Raw genomic sequence first — 13,323 nt, forward strand, 5'->3', positions numbered from 1 at the left:
TTATTGTTTCTCAAATATCAATAATAAATTATTGAAAAACAATAATATTTTACTGAAAAATAATATTTAAAAGAATAAACCTAATTTTAAAGAATCTACTAACCTCCTCTCAAGTAATTAAATTGCCGGTTTAAGTTGATAAACTCTGCTTTCTCCATCTTCAGGTATCCAGGTCTTAATTTCCAATTTCTCTTGTTTTAATTTCTCTTTTAATTTTTTACGAGTAGTCGGACAATGATTTACCGCTTCAAGGTGATTGGCTATTACCTGACCGGGGCTATCACTTGTAAAGCTTATGATGTCCTCAGTTTTCATTAATAAGGGTTTGAACAAGTCAAATTGAGCAGTTCCTGCAGCGATTACACTTATGTCTGGTTTATGATCTAGTAAGACTTGCTTTGCTTCCTTTGAATAGATAGTGTCTGAAGTCAGATAAACCGAAGGCTCATTCGGAAAATTCATATAGAAGCCCATTACCGGCCCCATGGGCTTGGCAATAAAACCGTATCCGTGAGTCGCATGAATTCCTTTTATTATACCATCTAAAAAAGAGTATTTTTCATTGTACTTTAATGATTTGATGATTCTGAGAGATTTCTTTATCAGACTTTTTTCGTCTTTTGTATTGCAGATAACAGGAATATTTTTCCTTTTAAGAAATTTTTCACCACTTTGATCAAGGTGATCCGGGTGGAGATGGGTGATGAGACAATGGGTTGTTTTATTGATTATTTCCCAGGCATTATCGGGTAATTCTACCGTCGGGTTTTTTCTGGGTTTACTTCTGAATAGAGTAAAAGGTGGTAGACTGCCTTTCGGGCCAAGCATGGGATCTATGAGAAGATAATTGTCATCAAATTCAATTATCATTGTTGCATTTCTAATGTGATGGACCTTCATGATTTTTTGTTTGCAATTAATAATCCATCACATATATTTTCATTGATTCAAATCAAGAAATTCTTTTTCTGATCCTGCTGAGGGTTTCCGGTGTAACTCCTAAATAGGATGCGATATGGTATTGTGGAATTTTATTCAACCACTCTTTCTTGTTCACAAGCAATTGTTCATAGAGTTGTTCGGGGTCTTTCGTGATTCGGTTGTATTCTGCTTTTTCTTTATAAGCCAGTATTTTTTCAAATTGCCTGGCTAAAAATGATTTGCCGCAATTATATTTTGAAATGAATTCCGAAAATGTGGTTTTGCTTATTGATAGTAAGGTGACAGATGTGAGGCATTCCTGGTTTTTCTTGCTAGGGATATTGTTTTGAAAAGAATTCAGGTCAGTACAAAACTGCGGAGTTGTATAGAAAAATATATTGGAATCTTTTATTTCTGTTTGGTAATAATCTCTGATGCTTCCAGAAGTGAGAAATCTTAAGGTTTTATCGCTTTGCCCTTCTTTAAGAATAATATCACCTTTCTTAAAATGGGTAACCTTAAAAGAACTTATAAAGTCTTCCAGGCCTTCGCGGTTTTCAGGATGTTCTGTACCAAAAAAATCTCTTAAAAGTTTATGAGGTTGGATGGCATTTTCGATTATGGCTCCCATGAATAGTAATTGTGTTCAGTATCTAGTTTAAAGTCTGCTTTAGGATATAGTTTGTTTCCGATAAGATTTGACTTTTCCGTCTCCAGCATTATTCCTGCTGACTCAGTATCTTCAGCTAGTTGCTTAGCACGATCGATCAGTGAAATAGATATCCCCTGACCTCTGTATTTTGGTGATACAAATAGATCATTTAACAACCATAATCTTTTCATATTAGTTGAAGAAAACAGCGGATACAATTGTACAAACCCAACTAGATTATTTGAAAGTGCTTCAGCAACATAGATCTTTGAATCCTTATTGTTTAATCTCTCCTTAAGGAAATGTTCTGCATCAGCTAAATTACTTGTCTTTTTATAGAAAACCCTGTAGGAATCAAACAAGATGCTCAAAGGTTTCAAATCATTTATATCTGCTGGTCGTATCTTCATTAATTTAATTAGTTGTTTAATTTTAAACAGTTGATAATCAGTGTTTTATTTGATATCAATGAATTTTTACTTTAAATATGATATTTGTAGATATTACTAATAAATCATTCTAAAATAATTGCATAAATATGTACATTAATAAATTTACTGTTTTTAATTTCAGAATGATAAAGTGTTCCTTCTTTTTTGAAATTTAATCTTTTTAATAAGCTCTCGCTTGATTCATTGCCTTCTTCGACATAAGCTTCTATACGATGGATATTCATTTCATTTTGTGCATAATTTAAAGCAAAAGGCATGACCTCAGACATTATTCCATTGTTCCAGAATTGAGGTAATAGCCAGAAGCCTATTTCAGCTTTTCGATGTTCTTTTTCATGGTTGTTGAATCCAACCGCACCGTGGAATTCTTTTGAGTTTATATTTCTGATTGCCCACCATTTTCCGGTACCATTTGCCTCGAGGTCTTCGTACCATTTCATTTGTTCCCGGGTTTCTGTCAATGAATTATAATTAACACCATAATACTTTATAACCCTGGGATCTGAAAGGCCTGTATAGATATGATGGATATCTTCTGCGGTTATATTATTCAGAATATAATGTTCAGTCTTGATCATTTGATTTCAAAAATGTCAGATAAATTTTCAATTAATTATGAAAATACAATTAGCTGTACAAATTTAGTAAAGAATCAAATATCAATCTGGCTGTCGTGTATTTGTAGAAGTGATAAATACGGATCTCCTTCCAGATCCAGAAGTTTGGCAAAAGCGGGCTCTGTTTTGTATCCTGTTGATTTAAGATAGAGTACTTGTTGTCTGAATTCTTCCCCTTTTTCATTAAGGATCATATATTCAGCCATCATGTGTTTGTATGCATTTTGTTGAGTAGTAGGGATGTTCTGGCCAAATATTTCAATTGAAAAATCTTTATAATTGAAGTTGGCTATGACTGTTTCAATATTATCAATGATTTTTGATCTGATGTTAAACTGATCATTTTGTCCATATCTATAAATTATTAGTTGATAAAATATATTCAGTTCTGATACATAACAGATAATGTCCAGGTCACTATCAGGCAGATCGATGTTAATAGGAATAGTGCCAGCAAGAATAGGAGAGTAGGGCTCAAGGTTTTCGAATATATTTAATTCATTTAATATCGAATAAGCATCCTTTTGTCGGGGTGTTCCCTCTTTAAGATATTCGAGGTTGGTGAAGTCAATCATTTCCGAATATATAAATAAAATTTATTTGTTCATTGTAAATCTCTTAAAATTTTAGTGATAAAAATCTGTAATTCAGTTTGTTAGTTGTTTTGTTTTTCAGGTTTGAAGTCAGGATTAAAGATCAATCCAATTACATTTCCCCAAGGATCTCTCACTGAAGCAACCATTAATTCCCCACCCACATTGGTAGGTTTTTCATGTTCTGAAGCTCCGGATTTTAACATGTGATCATATTCAGCTTGAATATCTACTACTCCCCAATAGGCGAGAACATTTTCAGAATATTCTGGTTTTTCTTTCTCTTCAGGAAGAAGACCAAGCTCATATCCTCCTATGTTAAAACCTACATAAAACGGCTCATCAAAATAAGGCTCTGTTGCAAATGCCTTACTATACCATTTCTTGCCTTTTTCAAGGTCAGGTACTTTATATATAGTTGTTCTAAGACCTAATATTGCTTTTTTTTCCATTTTAATAAGGTTTTCTTGACAGCATAGACACAAGATAGTAATAAATGTTTGAATTTATGTAGTAATAAATTTCATACTAAATGTAAAAAATATTTGACATTATGAATGATATATTTTACTTTTGATTAAAATTAAATGTTACAATCATGAATATATCTTATTTATTACCTCATCGATTTAAAAGAATAGGATGGTTTGTTTTTATACCCTCCTGTATTCTTGGTTTTCTAGTTGTTGCTCTGGATTTTGAACCGGATTGGCTGGATTTATATTTGCCAGCGATTTTTATTGATAGCTTTAGTGATTCACAAGAAAGGTTAATCGGAATTATTAAAAGCAATTTTTTAAATGAAATATTCGGAGTTTTAATTATCGTGAGTGGTTTATTTGTTGCTTTTTCAAAAGAAAATAATGAGGATGAATATATTTCAAATATTCGTCTTAATTCTCTTGTTTGGGCAACATATGTAAATTATGCTGTTCTCATAATTGCTATTTTGTTTGTTTATGACTTTACTTTCTTGTGGGTGATGATATTTAACATGTTTACTATTTTGATCTTTTTTATCATTCGTTTCAATTGGAAATTGATGAAATTGAAAAAATCCCTGAACCATGAAAAATAGTATTAAAGTTGAACGGGCCAAGAAAAATATTACTCAGGCTGAATTGGCTAAACTTGCAGGGGTAAGCAGGCAAACGATAAATGCAATGGAATTGGGGAAATATGTTCCTTCAACTGTATTGGCTTTGAAACTTTCTAATATATTTGAAACTGAGGTCAATGATATTTTTGAACTTGAAGAGGGCGATTGGCAGAAAGATTGATCTATATTGTTTGATGATCAATCCATCAATTCTTTCAATTAAAAGCCTGCATTATAAATAATTTCTTCATTATTATTTGTGAGGGTTAGGGTTACCCGATTGGAATTTCCCAAAGCCGGATTAAGATCAAAAGAAACTTGTTTTCTGATTAATGCCTCACAAAGCTCATTGTCTTTTAAAGAAAGCCGCATGAAATGCCTGGGAAGACCTTCAGGAATTGTCTTTTGCTGTCCTATCAGGTCGAATTGCCATGTAGAGCCATCACATCCTCCCGCTGAGAATGTGATGGTCAGGCAATTTCCATACAATGAGGTTGATTCAATGGTTAAAGGATCTGAGGGAGCATTTTCAAACAAATCGTCACTCATAATTATTTCCTGGTCGCAGATATTATTCGGTAATTTCATCTCTGCATCCTTGCAGGATAAAATAGTGATCAGGAAAAGAATACTAAAAATTGAACATCCTTTTTTTGCGATTGAGGCTGAACTTATCATCGACAATTCTTCTTTCTTTTTTTTTGAGCACTGTAAAGTTAACCTTTTTCAATATAAACAAAGGCCTCGGTGCCACTATTCGTCGTGATAATTATCCGTTGGTATTCATCGCCTTCGTATTCATCAGTGATCAATAATTCGTCATCTGTCAGTTCATACAGATAACCATCTATTAAATCCTGATCATTACCGGATTTAGAAATAGCAGGATAGGTAGAATAAATATTTTTACCATCAATGTTTTCAATCCATTGTATATTGTATTGCCTAAAACCACACAGACTATCCTTGATACCTTTTAAAAGCCTGGAAAAAAGCTTTTTCTGGATCGAGTCATCTCTGAGCGTTCCGTAGGCAAAAACTTTATTCATACTATGTAATATTTATCTATTAGTCTATGGATAGAAAATATCTTGTATTTCTACAATTTGGTTATCGTTGAATTTAAATAATGATTTCCCTCTAATGATTAATTTCTCATCGGCAGAAAGCTGATTTCGCATGCCTAAATTGATTATTGCTGAATAATTCACATCTACTTCAACTGTGTCTTCTTTAAAGCAAACATCGTCAATTTCTTGTTTTCTGGATTTGAACATCTCTTTTGATTTTTCAGCAATAGTTCTGAAATCATTTTTTCCATGGATATTCAGCGTGATGAAATCGTGGGTGATATTCATAAAATGAACATCCTTGCTTACTGACTTAAGCATTTTATCAATATTGTATTCGTTGTAGCCGGCAATATATTCTTCGATAATCCGGATTTTATCTTTCTCGGTAAGCATTTTAAAATTGGTTTTGGTTGTTAATGGGATCTTGTTATGCGTTTAAAGCTTAACAACCTCTAATTTAGACCTTTAAACCCATTTAAGGAATAAAAGTTTTGACCAATTGCGGGATTTGCAATTCAGATTTTAATAATATTTATTGAATTGTCCTGATCTGTGACTATTATTTGAGAATTCTTGACATTAAAAGTGCCACATTTATAATCCATCCCAATTTCTTCACCATAGGATTTTATAAGTTCCCCCTTCAAATTCCAGAGTTTTGAAGTTCCGTCTTCCGCAGATGTTAATATCATCCGACCATCAGGAGAAAACTCAGCCTGACTGATTTCATCCGTATGTCCTTTGATCAAAATTAATTTCTCTCCGTTCAAATTCCATATTACAGCTGTTTTGTCAAAACTTGCGGTAAGGATCATTTTATTATCCGGAGAAAAAATTGCAGCACTTACTCCACTGGTGTGATAATCGAAATCCCGTATTTTTTCTCCATGTATTTCCCATAATGAGGCTTTATTATCGTAACTTCCCAATAGAATCATGCTGTCATCACTCGAAAATGATCCCTGGTAAATTGTGCAGGTATGTCCCTCATAAGTTCGGATCAAATCTCCTTCAGAGGACCAGAGTTTAGCTATGTTATCGCCACCACCACTTAATATATACTTTCCATCATGAGAATACTCCACGGTTTTCACATATATTTTATCTGCTTCAACTGCTTTGATCTTTTCTCCATTAATACTCCAGATTATATAGGTTTGATCACTTCCGGCGGTAATAAATCTGCTTCCATCAGGAGAAAAAGTTACGTCGTTGACACTTCTAAGATGATCGCTTATCGTGAGGATCTTATTTCCGGTTGAATCCCACAGGATAGCTTTCGCATCATCATCTCCTGTTAGGATATATTTTCCATCAGGAGAAACGGCTAATGTTAATATGGTACTATTGAGGCTTTCAAAATTCTTTTGCTGACCCTTTGAGCTATAAGAACAAAGAAATATTAGAAGGAGAATGATTATCTTATTGTTTACGTTCATCTATTTCCTCTTTTATCTCTTCTTTTAAAATTTCATTTACATCAACGGATGCGTTTTTCAGTACCCAGATCTTCGTCTCATATTCCCGGGCCATTTCATTTTTTAATTCGCCCGATAAATAAACTTCATCAAAAAACTCTCTTTCCCGTTTTCTTTCAGGGTCTTCATCCCCCTCTGTTTTTACTAGTATTACGTGCCTGATCTCATTTTCCAAAGGAAACCAATACACGTAGTCAGCGTGGAATGTTACTGCCTGTGATCTTGTGTCTTTAGCATAATAATTGATTGCCCCGGCCTGGCCATAATTGTCGCAAAGGATTAAAGTATGTTCCGGATCATTGATTTCATTATAGGCTACTTGAGTTTTATTTGCCATTTCCTTCCAGCCAAGCATATCGGCAAAATCCTGGGGTATGTGATGGTTTTCACCGTCTTCCCATCGTAATAACCCCAGTTCTTTATACTTTTCTGAGTTTTTGATGATCGCTTCCGGACTGTAAATCGGCAGGGCATAATTCAACACAGGAAGTGCCAAAACCACTACTACAATAACCATTGCGGGTCTTAGATAGAACTTCCACTTGGTTAATGTGATCTTTTCAAGGTAAACACTACCAACTGCAATCAAAACGGGATATAATCCGATGGAGTAATAACTTTTTGCATTGAAAAAGATAAATAATCCCATGGTGAAGATAAATGACCATAAGATTACCCGTAGCTTCGAGAATAACGGGAAAATGATCAATGCTGTTAATCCGGCGATGATGATAAACAAAGCACTAAAAAAGAACAGAAACTGAGTCATAATAAAATCACCGGTACTTACATTTACCAGTTGTATCCGTGAAAGCTGATCCAGGTGATATAATACCGGGAATGAATGTGTATATTGCCAGATCAAATTTGGACTGATGATCAGCAATGCCAGGGTTATTGCAAAATAGAGATGTTTATTAGTGAATATTTTTCTTTGAGGTGTAATGATAAACGCAGGAATAAGTCCGAGCAACAGAAAAACAATATTGTACTTATTGAGAAAGCCAAAACCAAGCGACAACGCCAGGAAGTACAGCCATTTATTTTCCTTACTAAGTATGTATTTGATAATAAAGTAATAGGAAGTGGTCCACAACAGAAAGTCTAATGAATTAGGCTGAAAAAGAGTGTTAATTCGTGCAAATACTGAAAATATTATCGCAAGCGCTCCTAAAACACATGCAAACAGATTTCCTCCCAACGATTCGATAATCTTCCAGGTAACATAGAGTGTCAGAGCTCCAAAGAGGGCAGGAAAAAACTTGACCCAGAATTCACCATTACCGAGAAGAAAGATAATGGCTGAAATCCACGAGGTGACGGGTGGGAGGGACAAATAACCCCAGTCCAGATGTAACCCCTGATCTAAATGAAGAAATTCATCCCGGTGTAACTCATATACCGGATGAATAGCGAAATATTGAATGATGAATTTGAGTATAATAAAGAATAATAGGGATAGCTTTTTTTTCATAGTTCTGATCCGGTAGTTATTTGATGATGCTTTTATATTCCTCCTGTGTAAGTCGGTATTGAATGATTGATAAATATTTTCCGTCTTTTTTGACGTGATCTTTTAGCTCTGCTTCCCGAATCATACCGTTCTTTTCCATGACTTTGCCCGATGCAGGGTTCCCTTCCATATAATGGGCGTGGATCTTATGAAGATTCAACTGGTTAAAACCATAATTAAGGATGGCTCCAATCGCTTCGGTGATGAATCCGGCACCCCAAAAATCTTCTCCCAGCCAATAACCCAATTCAGCATGATTGAATCGCTTGTTAATTTTTAGTCCGATAGCACCGATAAATTCCTTATCAGTTTTAGTAGATACCTTGAATGTTACCTGGCTTCCCTCATTCCAGCCTTGATTGATCATGTTTAACCATGAAACAGCATCATCTTCGGAATATGGATGTGGGATATTTAGAGTGAATGCTTCAATTTTTTTGTTATTGGCCTGCCTGACAATATCCGGGACATCCGACACCAGCGGTTTGCTCAATATTAATCTGTCTGTTTTTAATACTGGAAATTTATTTTTGGCAGTCATTTGATTGAACTTTTCTCCTTGTCAATTTATGGATTTTGATAAAAAAATGGGTCTAATAAGCCGTTAATTTAAAATCAAGGTTCCGCTTTACTGCTGGCCATTCTGATTCAATTATAGAAAAGACAACCGTATCCCGGTAACTGCCATCCGGATTGATCCGGTCGTTGCGTAATACGCCATCTTGTTTTGCTCCTAATCGTAAGATTGCTTCCCGGGACCTGAAATTAAACCAGTCTGTTTTAAACTGAACTGCAATGGCATCTAATTTTTCAAAGGCATGCTTTAAGATCAGATATTTGCATTCAGTATTGACACCGGTTCGTTGAAAGCTGACTGAATACCATGTGTATCCCAGTGATATCCTTCGGTTATGTGGTTGAGCTTCATACAGACGGGTTGAGCCGATTATCCGATTGTTTTTTTTCTCAACTATAGCGAATGGCAAAGCAAGACCTGCATCTTTTTCATCAAGAGCTTTGCTTATATAGTTATCGACAGTTTCTTCTGATGGAATGGTGGCGTATTTTAAATTCCAGAGTTCACCATCTGTTGAAGCACTGACCAGATCTTCAGCATGATCCTTCGTTAGTGGGATTAGTTTAACGAGATTTCCTTCCAGAGTGACAGGCTTTAGCCAGGGTTCCATAATTAGTGTTCAAGTTTATAATTGACGCTAAATATAACTGGCATTCATCCAAAAAACACAACAAGAAGGTTATTTCATTAAAATGGGTATTTAATTTTTAGAACTGCTTTCAACAATGCGAACATTTTGATAAGTATACTCATCAAAAACATAATCCCAGCAACCCATTCGATGGAAAAGTTCGCCACCAAAGCCTCTTTTAAATCGATGGACACCACTTAACGGGTGATTTTGATCGAGGTTTGGAGCTGATCCGAACATGTCGTATTCTGAACAGCCATGCTCTTTTGACACCTGGATGGCCTTCCATTGTAAAGCATAGCTGGCAGGCATTTTATTTTGCATAGCAGTTGATGCTCCAAACAGATAGGTGCCACGATTTTTAGATAGGGCCAGAAACATCGATGATAGAGGATTACCTTCATGCTCAGCTATGAGTAATTTGACTTTTACTCCTTGCTGGCTGTTGTCCTGGTTTTTCCAGATTTGTTCGAAATAGTCTGGGGTTTGTTTTGGAAGGTTGCTTCTTATGGCCGTTTCAGTATATAATTTGAACCAATCGTCAATCTTTTCCACTCCGTATTCATTGACTTCGATCCCTTTTTTGCTGGCTTTTTTGATCCGGTTCCGTGTGTGATAACGCATTCCTCTCAGAAGTTCTTCATTATCTTTTTTTAGGTCAAGAAAAAATGTGTTCATTGGCAGATTATCGCCTGGGCTTTTTCTCAGCTTATAGTTTTGAGTGTTGTAATTCAACCTCATTTCCTGGATATACTCCGACGGAGGACCGGTCCAGTTTCCGTCTTCATCATAATAATCATCTTCTTTTGACCATTGGTTTTGCCACATCAGGTCATAGCGGATGAATACGCAATTTGAAGGTAGCTGTCCTTTGATTATTTCAGATAGTTCTTCAAGGAAAATTCCGTGGTTTTCAAATGCCGGCTCAATCTTCGGACCATATGGAACGTATGCAAAACAATAATTTGCATCCAGGTATTTAATCAATATGAGGAGATCGTCGTTGGTGAACTTTGTGTTTTGTGACTGTGAATTGATCAGGTCTTTTGAAACGGTTATTTCAAAACCAGCAGGTATAAAGCCCTGGTTGTTTTTGATTTTTCCCCAAAAAGAGGTTTGGGGAAGAACATTTGTTGGTTTGAGATCGTTTAATTCCTTTTTTACTACCTGGCAATTCATTGTTAAGCGTTCTTTTTACCAAAAATATCCGCAAAACAAGGAAAGATTTTTTACCTGGTAAACCTTTATGGCATAGAATTTTGAAATTTTATTATTTAAACGTTTCTGATTATATCCTTCATAAGGTCTTTGACCGTATCCGATTCATTATCACCCGTTACATTGAGCATACTGAAATTGTGATTTTCAGTATTCATATATAATCTGAAAACAGGGCGGTTACCATCGTAGCTTTTTGCTTCTTTTTTAATGGTGCTAAACTCTGAAAATGGAATGACTGTTTTTGGTTTGATCAATCTACCTAACAGGCTTTTTCTTTCAATAACAATGACCTTATAATTGAGATCAATGGAAATACTTCGATTGGAAAGGATATTATTTAAAATTACCCAAAGGTCTATTATTGTAAATAGCGAAATGAGTACTACCATGCTTAGTTCAGGATCTGTATTATTAAATAACCAGATCCATGGTGCGACCATTAAAATCGAACCTAAAACTATGGTGAAAGCCGATAGCTTTTTTTCCTGGATGATTATTTTATCTTCTGATGCTTTTAATACCTCTTCGAGTCCTAATGTTGTGGTTACCGATTGTAAATCCTCAATCTTACTGCTTTCAATATCTATCTTAAACATCCCATTTTGGTTTAGATTAAAAAATGATGTAATATCTGGAATGGTTGGTCTGCCGAAAGTAAATATTAAAATTTTTTACTCCAAATAAATGTCATGTTTTGTCAAAACGAGATCTTTTTTATTTGATTAAGCTATTTAAGATCATTTAAAATTACAATAATTAGTCAATATAGTTATAAATCAGCAGAAGGTACTGATGTATGATTACCGGAATTTGGTGTTTTGAAGGTTTCAATCAGCTGTTAACTTCATTTAAGGCAAGATCCTGGTACTGATGAAACAGATCTTCACAGAATTTATCCCAGTCAGCAGCTACTTCAACGATTGATTCATCGGGTGATACAAGTGTTGGCACAGACATGAATTTTTCCATATTTACACTAAAGTGTCTCTTTATATCCTCCGGTGAGTCTTCAATTAGGTCATTGATAAATTCTTGAGCTGGGTACCAATCCTGGGCTCTTTTCAGATCATTGAATATCTGGGTAAGTAAGACATTTCTTGGGCCTTCCCATAGCTCATTGATCACCGAATCTCTGAATAGCCGTGGAAGTGCAGAGAAATCTTCCATAACCCCATGCCCACCTAAAAATGACATGGCCTCCCGGATCACATTGGTGCAATCCTGTGTGCCGGTGATCTTCTGTAACATGATTAATTCCCTGATCCTGAACTTTCTCTTTTTATCATCAATAGATAGCGCTTTTCCGTTCTTTGATTTTTCTTTTATATCCAGAAATTCGCTGTACAGTTTAAATGCCCCGGCGGTGGTTCTTTTGGTAAAATGTTCCAGTTTTTTAGTCTGTGCCCGCACCAAAGGGAAATGACTAACCGATATACCGAATGCTTCGCGAAACTCACTATATTTCACAGCTTCTCTTACGGCGCGCGTCATATAGGCAGCAGAAGAAAGACCCACAGTTAATCTTGAGTAGGTAAGCACAATTTCCACTACATTGGCCAGACCTCGTTCCATTGGACCTACCGGGTATGCAATGGCGCCTTCAAGTGTGATCTCGCAGGTGGTGAGTTCACGGGTACCCATCTTATCTTTTAACCGGTCGATTCTAAAGCCATTTCTTTTTTCTTTTTCTTTATCTCCGGGTAGCCATGAGGGCATCACAAATAGAGCTACTTTTTCTTCACCCCGGGGTTTGGCTGTAACAACCACATAGTCTGCATGGGTAGCCGAACAAAAGAATTTTGAGCCGTATAGTTTCCATTGACCATTCTCTTTTACTGCCTCAACTTTATTGGCCGGTATGTCTGATCCGCCCTGTTTTTCAGAAATGTATTGCGCCCCGATCCCAAGTTCTCCATCAATACCTTCTTTGCAGTGTTTTAATATTCTTTTCGTTTCGGGTGAGTCAGCAAATTTATTTAATAGTTCGACAAGTCCCTCGGTGCATGTCACCGGACAGGCAATGCAGGATTCTCCATTTTCATAGATCAACATCATTTTGATCAGTCTTACCCAATCTGACTGATCATCTGAAAAAAGTTTTTCCCCATAAACTTCTCGTTCCATTTCTTCCACCTCATGCGGCCTGACGATCCGATCGATCCGATTGTGGTATGCATCGAAATGCGTTAAGAATGGTCTTTTTTCAGGCTTGCTGATCCTCTCCGAAAGATCTCTCCATCGGTAGGAGACTTTATCAGAAATTTTTCTGGCTTCTTTATCTGCTTCTTCCCAGTGTTTCCCGGAATAGTGCTTTAGGACTTTCTGTAAGAAATGATCATCGGTATAGTAATTAACCTGGTCTCGCCATGCGAGGTATTCGTCAAAACTGTATGGGTTGTTTCTATTGGGTAGGGACATGACCTTTTTTACCTATTAATATAAGGTTATTGATCAGGAAATCAAAAGGTGAAACCGGGGTGACGAATTGCAAATAGT

18 protein-coding genes are annotated in these 13,323 nt (G+C 35.8%); 2 read left to right on the top strand and 16 right to left on the bottom strand.

Annotation, left to right across the window (positions count from 1 at the left end):
• Positions 1-117 precede the first annotated feature (117 nt).
• The 6 genes from OO013_RS16880 to OO013_RS16905 all read right to left on the bottom strand — a co-directional run bounded on the left by OO013_RS16880 (position 118) and on the right by OO013_RS16905 (position 3,687).
• Entirely contained in the window at positions 118-900 is a 783-nt protein-coding gene (locus tag OO013_RS16880) for an MBL fold metallo-hydrolase (protein WP_266058155.1), read from the bottom strand.
• Positions 901-952: 52 nt separating this feature from the next.
• Positions 953-1,552 carry a Crp/Fnr family transcriptional regulator gene (locus tag OO013_RS16885; protein WP_266058156.1) on the bottom strand — a complete coding sequence of 200 codons (600 nt, stop codon included), beginning with the start codon at positions 1,550-1,552 and terminating at the stop codon, positions 953-955.
• Positions 1,540-1,983, bottom strand: coding sequence for a GNAT family N-acetyltransferase (locus OO013_RS16890; protein ID WP_266058157.1), 444 nt, complete (start codon positions 1,981-1,983; stop codon positions 1,540-1,542). Before OO013_RS16890 ends, OO013_RS16885 begins: the two co-directional genes overlap by 13 nt.
• A 104-nt stretch (positions 1,984-2,087) precedes the next feature.
• Positions 2,088-2,603 (bottom strand): GNAT family N-acetyltransferase, encoded by a 516-nt coding sequence (locus OO013_RS16895; RefSeq protein WP_266058158.1) that lies wholly within the window; start codon positions 2,601-2,603, stop codon positions 2,088-2,090.
• A gap of 74 nt (positions 2,604-2,677) precedes the next feature.
• Positions 2,678-3,217, bottom strand: coding sequence for a DUF4269 domain-containing protein (locus tag OO013_RS16900; protein WP_266058159.1), 540 nt, complete (start codon positions 3,215-3,217; stop codon positions 2,678-2,680).
• An 80-nt stretch (positions 3,218-3,297) separates the two neighbouring features.
• Entirely contained in the window at positions 3,298-3,687 is a 390-nt protein-coding gene (locus OO013_RS16905) for a VOC family protein (protein WP_266058160.1), read from the bottom strand.
• Between the two features lie 146 nt (positions 3,688-3,833).
• Here OO013_RS16905 and OO013_RS16910 point away from each other — a divergent pair, with 146 nt between their 5' ends.
• Positions 3,834-4,313 carry a hypothetical protein gene (locus OO013_RS16910; RefSeq protein ID WP_266058161.1) on the top strand — a complete coding sequence of 160 codons (480 nt, stop codon included), beginning with the start codon at positions 3,834-3,836 and terminating at the stop codon, positions 4,311-4,313.
• Positions 4,303-4,515, top strand: coding sequence for a helix-turn-helix transcriptional regulator (locus OO013_RS16915; protein ID WP_266058162.1), 213 nt, complete (start codon positions 4,303-4,305; stop codon positions 4,513-4,515). Before OO013_RS16910 ends, OO013_RS16915 begins: the two co-directional genes overlap by 11 nt.
• Positions 4,516-4,553: 38 nt before the next feature.
• Here the strand turns inward: OO013_RS16915 and OO013_RS16920 are convergent, their stop codons facing one another.
• From OO013_RS16920 to OO013_RS16965, 10 genes are all read right to left on the bottom strand, one after another.
• Positions 4,554-5,012: a hypothetical protein gene (locus tag OO013_RS16920; RefSeq protein WP_266058163.1), complete on the bottom strand. Its 459-nt coding sequence runs from the start codon at positions 5,010-5,012 to the stop codon at positions 4,554-4,556.
• A gap of 38 nt (positions 5,013-5,050) precedes the next feature.
• A complete protein-coding gene (locus tag OO013_RS16925) occupies positions 5,051-5,383 on the bottom strand; it encodes a gamma-glutamylcyclotransferase family protein (RefSeq protein ID WP_266058164.1) in 333 nt (110 codons plus the stop codon).
• 24 nt (positions 5,384-5,407) lie between these two features.
• On the bottom strand, positions 5,408-5,800 hold the full coding sequence (locus OO013_RS16930; RefSeq protein ID WP_266058166.1) for a nuclear transport factor 2 family protein: 393 nt from the start codon (positions 5,798-5,800) through the stop codon (positions 5,408-5,410).
• Between the two features lie 122 nt (positions 5,801-5,922).
• The gene (locus OO013_RS16935) at positions 5,923-6,846 is read right to left on the bottom strand and encodes a WD40 repeat domain-containing protein (protein WP_266058167.1); all 924 of its coding nucleotides are present in this window, start codon (positions 6,844-6,846) and stop codon (positions 5,923-5,925) included.
• Positions 6,830-8,359, bottom strand: a complete 1,530-nt coding sequence (locus OO013_RS16940; protein ID WP_266058168.1) for a glycosyltransferase family 39 protein — start codon at positions 8,357-8,359, stop codon at positions 6,830-6,832. Before OO013_RS16940 ends, OO013_RS16935 begins: the two co-directional genes overlap by 17 nt.
• A 16-nt stretch (positions 8,360-8,375) precedes the next feature.
• The gene (locus OO013_RS16945) at positions 8,376-8,939 is read right to left on the bottom strand and encodes a GNAT family N-acetyltransferase (RefSeq protein ID WP_266058169.1); all 564 of its coding nucleotides are present in this window, start codon (positions 8,937-8,939) and stop codon (positions 8,376-8,378) included.
• Positions 8,940-8,991: 52 nt separating this feature from the next.
• Positions 8,992-9,585, bottom strand: a complete 594-nt coding sequence (locus OO013_RS16950; protein WP_266058170.1) for a GNAT family N-acetyltransferase — start codon at positions 9,583-9,585, stop codon at positions 8,992-8,994.
• 90 nt (positions 9,586-9,675) lie between these two features.
• On the bottom strand, positions 9,676-10,785 hold the full coding sequence (locus OO013_RS16955) for a lipid II:glycine glycyltransferase FemX (protein ID WP_266058171.1): 1,110 nt from the start codon (positions 10,783-10,785) through the stop codon (positions 9,676-9,678).
• Positions 10,786-10,880: 95 nt separating this feature from the next.
• Complete coding sequence (locus OO013_RS16960; RefSeq protein ID WP_266058172.1) at positions 10,881-11,423, bottom strand: hypothetical protein; 543 nt, start codon at positions 11,421-11,423, stop codon at positions 10,881-10,883.
• A gap of 235 nt (positions 11,424-11,658) precedes the next feature.
• Positions 11,659-13,245, bottom strand: coding sequence for an acyl-CoA dehydrogenase family protein (locus OO013_RS16965; RefSeq protein WP_266058173.1), 1,587 nt, complete (start codon positions 13,243-13,245; stop codon positions 11,659-11,661).
• Positions 13,246-13,323 lie beyond the last annotated feature (78 nt).

Source organism: Mangrovivirga halotolerans, assembly GCF_026241165.1.
Taxonomy (GTDB): domain Bacteria; phylum Bacteroidota; class Bacteroidia; order Cytophagales; family Cyclobacteriaceae; genus Mangrovivirga; species Mangrovivirga halotolerans.

What these genes read in the sequence shown, in the direction of transcription:
- OO013_RS16925 (WP_266058164.1), bottom strand. Translation starts at nt 5,383, where the DNA reads ATGAATAAAGTTTTTGCCTACGGAACGCTCAGAGATGACTCGATCCAG.
- OO013_RS16930 (WP_266058166.1), bottom strand. Translation starts at nt 5,800, where the DNA reads ATGCTTACCGAGAAAGATAAAATCCGGATTATCGAAGAATATATTGCC.
- OO013_RS16920 (WP_266058163.1), bottom strand. Translation starts at nt 5,012, where the DNA reads ATGATAAGTTCAGCCTCAATCGCAAAAAAAGGATGTTCAATTTTTAGT.
- OO013_RS16880 (WP_266058155.1), bottom strand. Translation starts at nt 900, where the DNA reads ATGAAGGTCCATCACATTAGAAATGCAACAATGATAATTGAATTTGAT.
- OO013_RS16905 (WP_266058160.1), bottom strand. Translation starts at nt 3,687, where the DNA reads ATGGAAAAAAAAGCAATATTAGGTCTTAGAACAACTATATATAAAGTA.
- OO013_RS16895 (WP_266058158.1), bottom strand. Translation starts at nt 2,603, where the DNA reads ATGATCAAGACTGAACATTATATTCTGAATAATATAACCGCAGAAGAT.
- OO013_RS16940 (WP_266058168.1), bottom strand. Translation starts at nt 8,359, where the DNA reads ATGAAAAAAAAGCTATCCCTATTATTCTTTATTATACTCAAATTCATC.
- OO013_RS16935 (WP_266058167.1), bottom strand. Translation starts at nt 6,846, where the DNA reads ATGAACGTAAACAATAAGATAATCATTCTCCTTCTAATATTTCTTTGT.
- OO013_RS16945 (WP_266058169.1), bottom strand. Translation starts at nt 8,939, where the DNA reads ATGACTGCCAAAAATAAATTTCCAGTATTAAAAACAGACAGATTAATA.
- OO013_RS16915 (WP_266058162.1), top strand. Translation starts at nt 4,303, where the DNA reads ATGAAAAATAGTATTAAAGTTGAACGGGCCAAGAAAAATATTACTCAG.
- OO013_RS16955 (WP_266058171.1), bottom strand. Translation starts at nt 10,785, where the DNA reads ATGAATTGCCAGGTAGTAAAAAAGGAATTAAACGATCTCAAACCAACA.
- OO013_RS16890 (WP_266058157.1), bottom strand. Translation starts at nt 1,983, where the DNA reads ATGAAGATACGACCAGCAGATATAAATGATTTGAAACCTTTGAGCATC.
- OO013_RS16900 (WP_266058159.1), bottom strand. Translation starts at nt 3,217, where the DNA reads ATGATTGACTTCACCAACCTCGAATATCTTAAAGAGGGAACACCCCGA.
- OO013_RS16910 (WP_266058161.1), top strand. Translation starts at nt 3,834, where the DNA reads ATGAATATATCTTATTTATTACCTCATCGATTTAAAAGAATAGGATGG.
- OO013_RS16965 (WP_266058173.1), bottom strand. Translation starts at nt 13,245, where the DNA reads ATGTCCCTACCCAATAGAAACAACCCATACAGTTTTGACGAATACCTC.
- OO013_RS16960 (WP_266058172.1), bottom strand. Translation starts at nt 11,423, where the DNA reads ATGTTTAAGATAGATATTGAAAGCAGTAAGATTGAGGATTTACAATCG.
- OO013_RS16885 (WP_266058156.1), bottom strand. Translation starts at nt 1,552, where the DNA reads ATGGGAGCCATAATCGAAAATGCCATCCAACCTCATAAACTTTTAAGA.
- OO013_RS16950 (WP_266058170.1), bottom strand. Translation starts at nt 9,585, where the DNA reads ATGGAACCCTGGCTAAAGCCTGTCACTCTGGAAGGAAATCTCGTTAAA.